Origin of the sequence: Streptomyces sp. NPDC004658 (assembly GCF_040609555.1) — a bacterium.
In the GTDB taxonomy this organism is placed as follows: Bacteria; Actinomycetota; Actinomycetes; order Streptomycetales; family Streptomycetaceae; genus Streptomyces.
In genome coordinates this window covers 1-3,771 of sequence record NZ_JBEXKG010000321.1, presented here as the reverse complement: position 1 = coordinate 3,771, position 3,771 = coordinate 1, and the positions used below count along the sequence as shown (strand labels likewise).

General features: G+C 74.9%; 3 protein-coding genes and 1 pseudogene. All 4 read right to left on the bottom strand.

The window, feature by feature from the left end; genetic code table 11:
• Positions 1–342: 342 nt before the first annotated feature.
• Positions 343–1,569, bottom strand: coding sequence for a cytochrome P450 (locus tag ABZV94_RS40690; protein ID WP_356350010.1), 1,227 nt, complete (start codon positions 1,567–1,569; stop codon positions 343–345).
• Positions 1,570–1,712: 143 nt separating this feature from the next.
• Positions 1,713–2,687, bottom strand: coding sequence for a sugar kinase (locus ABZV94_RS40685; protein WP_356350008.1), 975 nt, complete (start codon positions 2,685–2,687; stop codon positions 1,713–1,715).
• Between the two features lie 56 nt (positions 2,688–2,743).
• Positions 2,744–3,664, bottom strand: a complete 921-nt coding sequence (locus tag ABZV94_RS40680) for an SMP-30/gluconolactonase/LRE family protein (protein ID WP_356350006.1) — start codon at positions 3,662–3,664, stop codon at positions 2,744–2,746.
• Positions 3,661–3,771: pseudogene (locus ABZV94_RS40675) on the bottom strand (aldolase); the annotation flags it as partial. The pseudogene ABZV94_RS40675 and the gene ABZV94_RS40680, both read right to left, overlap by 4 nt.

The window sequence follows — 3,771 nt, the reverse complement described above, 5'->3', positions numbered from 1 at the left end:
CCGCCGTCCGCCCCGGCCGCCACGCCGACGTCGGCCCCGTTCGCCGGGGGGACGCGTACGGACGCTGAGGGCGGCCCTCCGCGGGGCGGCGCGCAGTCGGGCCGAACGGTGCTCCTCGGCGTCGCCGTGCCGTGATCGTGTACGTTTCCGCAGGTCAGCGGGTAAGCGTTGGACCCACCCGCCCAGTGTGAGGCGGACCACATCCCCAGCTCTTCCGTCCCGAACCGCTAGAAGCGTAGGTTCCGTTTACCCCGCGACGGCGCCTTCACAGGCGCTGGTCCGCCACTCCCGGGGCGGCGGACCAGCGGGGGCCAAATCTCGCCGAGCGGCAGTGGGCGGTGTTCAGCCCGCGCCGCCGGGCGTGAACGTGACGGGCAGCCGCGCCGGGCCGCGCAGGCCGCCGGGGCGCCAGGTCAGCTCCGTCGGCGGCACGGCCAGGGCCAGGTCCGGCAGGCGGCGCAGGACCGTGCCGACGGCGATCTCGCCCTCCAGTCGGGCCAGCGGCGCGCCCAGGCAGTAGTGGATGCCGTGCCCGAAGGCCAGGTGGCCGTTGTCCCTCCGGGTGATGTCCAGCCGGTCGGGCTCCGGGAACCGTGCCGGGTCGCGGTCGGCGATCGCGGACGCGACGAGCACGGTCGCGCCGCGCGGGACGGTCACGCCGGCGATCTCGACGTCCTCCCGTGCGAAACGGGCGATGCCCGGGCTGACCGGGCCGTCGTAGCGCAGGAACTCCTCGATCGCGTCGGGCAGCAGTTCCGGACGATCCCGCAGGAGGGCCAGCTGGTCCGGGTGGGTGAGCAGCGCGGCGACACCGCCGGCGATGAGGTTGACCGTCGTGATGTATCCGGCCACCAGCAGCAGGAAGCTCATGGCGATCAACTCGTCCCGGCTCAGTCGCTGGTCCTGGTCGTGGGCGTCGATGAGCGCGCTGAGAAGATCGTCCCCCGGCCGGGCCCGCTTGGCTTCCAGGTGCTTGGTGACGTAGGCGCGCATCTGGCGCCACGCCTCGTCGACGACGACCGGGTCGGGCATCTCCTCCCCTCGCACGAGCATGGCGTCGGTCCACCGCTGGAAGTCGTACCGGTCGTCCACCGGCACCCCGAGCAGCTCACTGATGACGGTGACCGGCAGGGGCAGCGCGACATCCGCCACGAGGTCGGCGCGGCCGGTGGGGACGACCGCGTCGAGGAGCCGGTCGGTGATCTCCTGGATCCGGGGCCGCAGCCCGGCGACCCGGCGCGCCGTGAACGCCTTCGACACCAGGCGGCGCAGCCGGGTGTGGTCGGGCGGGTCGCAGCGCAGCATGGTGCTCATCATCGACTCCCGCTCGAACTCGGGGAGCTGTTCGACGAGGCGGGGATCCGAGGCGTCACGGACATCGCTGCTCAGTCGCGGGTCGGACAGGGCGGCGAGTGCGTCCTCGTGGCGGGTGACCAGCCAGGCGTCGAGGCCGCCGGCGATGATCGCGCGGCGGACGGGGCCGTCTTCGCGAAGTCGTCGGTAGAGAGGGAAGGGATCCGCCACGAAGGCCGGGTCGGCGTAGGGGAGAAGGACTGGCTGCTGGCTCATCGTGCCTCCCGGAACAGGCGGCGACCATAGGTACTGGTTTGTCGCCGTCCAAGCTCTATACCCCGATTCGCGGGGGTGTGAGCGGAAGCGGCCGTCGACACCCGCACGCCGGGCGGTCGGCTCGCCGGCACCGGACCTAGGCGTCACGCCCGCGGCGCCGGCTCCCGCACCGGACCGAGTGCCTCCCACTCCGGGTCCGGCAGGCCGAGGAGTCGTTCGATGCGGGACGGGGCGGGCAGGGGGCCGTGGTCCCCTGTCACCCTCAGCGCCGACACCGCCGTGATGTGTCCCAGTCCGAGCGCCTGCGTCGTCGTGAGGCCTCGCAGCAGGCCCGCGAGGAAGCCCGCGGCGAAGGCGTCGCCGGCGCCCACGGGTTCGACCACGGTCGTCCGTGGCGCCGGCACGGTGTACACACCGTGGCCGGTGACGGCGGTGGCGGCGCGGGCGCCGTCCTTGACGACCAGGATGCGGGGGTGCGGCAGCAGGTGCCGTACGCCGGTGACGGTCAGGTCCTCGCCCCACAGGCCCTGCGCCTCGTCGAGGCCGACGAAGACGATGTCCGCCCGGTCGGCCAGCCGGCGCAGCACGGTGGCCGCGGAGCCGTCGGGCCACAGGGCGGGGCGGTGGTCGACGTCGAAGCCGACCGCGTGGGTGCGCGCGTCCGCCGGAGTGGCCAGGGTCTTGGTGACCAGGTCCCGGCAGGAGGGTGACAGGGCCGGGGTGATGCCGGTGAAGTGCAGCAGGGACGCCGAACGCACGGGTTCTTCGTCCAGCAGGTCCGGGCCGAGCGCGGACGCAGCCGAACCGGTCCGGTAGTAGTGCACGCGCGTACCGGTGGACGGGTCCGGGCTCTTCACCAGCAGACCCGTGGGGCGCCGGGTGTCGGTGCGTACGTGCGTGACGTCCACTCCCGCGGCGGACACCGTGGCGCGGACCCGCCGGCCCAACGGGTCGTCCCCGAGCGCCGACAGCCAGGCGACCGGGATGCCGTGGCCGGCCAGGTACATGGCCGCGTTCGACTCCGCGCCCGCGACCGACAGGCTCAACCGCCCCGCCCGCTCCAGTGGTCGCGGCGGATCGGGTACCAAGGCCGCCATCGTCTCGCCGACGCACACCACGGGTTCGGCGGCCGGGCGCTACGGCCGCCTCGCCGGGGTGTCCGTCCCCATCCCTGTCACGCGGTCCCCCTCCCGGTCGCTTCGTCCGGGGCCACCGCCGACGGCGTGGGGACGACGGAGGCGGTCGGCCGGTAGGGGGCGGCCGGGCTGCCCGGCACCTCGACCCGGACGCCGAACACGGCGCCGTCGTACGGCCCGGGGTGGTGCAGGCCCAGCCGAGCGGTGGTGACGTGCAGGACGCCGCCTTCCAGGCACACGCCCGCCGGCCGCCTCGCGGGCAGGCGCAGGGTGCGGTCCGGCGTGCCGTCGGGAAGGTGACGGCGTACCTTTGCGCTGCCCCGGACGGCGATCCACACGGCGCACTCCGCGTCGACCGCCATCCCGTCGGGGCTGCCGTCGTCCACGGTGACGAAGACCTCGGGGGCGCCGAGCCGGGCGGTCGCGGGGGCGACCGGATAACGGCGGACGACGCCCCAGCCGCTGTCGGCCAGGTACATCGAGCGGCCGTCCGGGGTGAACACGGGGCCGTCGGGCACCGTGACGCCGTCCAGGACACGCTCGACCGTGCCGTCGCGGTCGACGCGGTAGAGGGCCCCGGCGGCCTCGTCGGCGTCGTAGCCCATGCTGCCGGCCCAGAACCGGCCGGAGGGGTCGGCCACGGCGTCGTTCATGCGCCTCGGCGGTGCGGCGCCGTCCTCCGGGCGGGCCGGCCAGTCGCTGGTGCCGTCGGGGTGCAGGAGGCAGATGCCGGTACCCGCGGCGGCGATCCAGGTGTCCGGGCGACCGGCCACCGGGGCGACGGCCCCCAGCGGAACGGGGAGGCGCGCGACGGTCCGCAGCGGGGCGGTGGGATCGCCGGGGGCCGCGAGGAGGCGACCGGCGAGGAGGTCCACGAGGACGATCCCGGTGCCGGTCCAGCGGATGCCCTCACCGAGTTCGAGGCGGTCGGGGCGGGTGGGGCGCAGTTCGGCGGTCATGGCGCCATCTCGCGTACGACGGCGCGGAAGGCGCGGGCGCGGCCCCTGAGCGCGTCGAGGCTGCCGCCGTCGGCGGCGTCGCCGACGAGCAGGGAACCGACGCCGAC